This is a genomic window from Thermus scotoductus DSM 8553 (assembly GCF_000381045.1).
GTDB lineage: Bacteria > Deinococcota > Deinococci > Deinococcales > Thermaceae > Thermus > Thermus scotoductus.
Window position 1 is genome coordinate 1 of the sequence record NZ_KB905811.1, and the last position, 1091, is coordinate 1091.

The 1091-nt window shown below is 60.4% G+C and carries 1 pseudogene; it reads left to right on the forward strand.

What is annotated here, in order from left to right:
- Positions 1 to 109: 109 nt before the first annotated feature.
- Positions 110 to 981, forward strand: a pseudogene (locus F604_RS13530) (transposase family protein).
- The last annotated feature ends 110 nt before the right edge of the window (positions 982 to 1091 follow it).

A 1091-nucleotide genomic window follows, 5' to 3' on the forward strand; every position in this document is an offset into this window, starting at 1 on the left:
TGTACCAAATCCGTGTCCACCTGTGGTGGACGTGGGGGTCGTGTAAGGAATTATGCCTTCGTGTGCTACTTGATCTGGACCCCTAGGGTGTGAAAGAAAAGGGGGTGCTATGCATCCAAACCGTGAGCACCCCCTCTACTATCTTGACGCAGAAACCCTTCTCGTAGCCACCTACGTCTGGGTAGATGACGAACTCAAGGCCCTCGTCGCCCAAGGTCACAAGCTCCCAAAAAAGCAAAAGCACCAAAAGGCCACCCTGGCCGAACTCCTGGCCCTCGCCATCTTCCTCCTCCGCAAGATGTTCCCCTACGGGGAAGCAGCCAGGGCCAGGACCTCGCCAAAGGCTACCTCGCCGCCAAAACTACCCTGAAGCCTTACTTCCCCTCCCTCCCCCACCTCTCCCGCTTCTACCGGGTCCTTCAAAAGGCTCATGGGCTCCTGGCCCACCTCGCCCTCAGGCTCTCCGGAGGAGAAGGCTTGCTACAGGTGGTGGACCTGAAGCCCATTCCCCTGGCCCACGGACAGCGCATCCACAGCCTCTCCCTCCCTGAGGCCGCGGTGGGGAAAGGACCCCTGGGGGCTTTTGGCGGATACGCCCTCATGCCGGTGATGAACGAGCGGGGCCTCTTTTTCCGCTGGGTTCTTCTGCCCGGGAATGCCCGGGAGACCTGGGGGAGGGAGGTCCTTGAGGGTTTGCCTGCGGTTCTTGGGGACCGGGGTTTTCGCTGGGTCCAGGGAGTGAAGACGCCGCCCTACCGGCTCAGGGGAGGGAAGGTGGTGGAGACGGGGTGGCGAGCCTGGATGGGGAGGGTGCGCAACTGGATTGAGACGCGGTTTAGCGTGATGGTGAGGTCTTTGGGGCTTCACCGGATGGAGGTGCGGTCGTATTGGGGTTTGGTGGCGCGGGTCCATCTCATCCTGCTGGTGCACAACCTGATTCGGAGCCGGGTGCTTCTCAAGATGGCTGGGGTGGAGATATGAGGTAGCACACGAAGGTATGTGTAGGAGTTTGTGTATAAAAGGGGGGTACCAGGATTAGGAAGGAGGTACCCCGTGGACCAGGATACCTTGCAGGTGATGCTAAGGGAAGC